The sequence below is a fragment of the Domibacillus sp. F004 genome, from assembly GCF_057814295.1.
This window is the reverse complement of sequence record NZ_JBVATB010000062.1, coordinates 1-281: the sequence shown is the minus strand read 5'-3', so window position 1 is coordinate 281 and position 281 is coordinate 1. Positions and strand designations below refer to the sequence as shown.

Sequence of the window (281 nt, the reverse complement as noted above, 5' to 3'; positions counted from 1 at the left end):
CCCGGGAACGGAACAGCAGCGTCCCGTCGTCGCCGACCACGATGTCCTGCTTCGTCACCTCGGCGACGCGCAGATCGTGCAGTGATCCCGCGGCGGTGGTGATGGCCTCTCGTGCCGCCTCCTCCCAGGACGAGGCACTGGTGCCGATGACGTCGATCACTCGGTAAACGCTCATCTTTGAACCCCTCATCGCTCGATGCCGACGAACCCATACTGATCGCGCTTGCGCCCGGATGGAAGGGCCGCACCCCTTTCGACGCGCGGCGCGGTGCGGGAGGAGG

The 281-nt window shown here is 66.9% G+C and carries 1 protein-coding gene; it reads right to left on the bottom strand.

The annotated features are described in order from the left end of the window. A partial coding sequence (locus tag ACZYRN_RS19415) for a dodecin family protein (RefSeq protein WP_488913201.1) occupies positions 1-175 on the bottom strand: 175 nt, incomplete at its 3' end. Between the last annotated feature and the right edge of the window lie 106 nt (positions 176-281).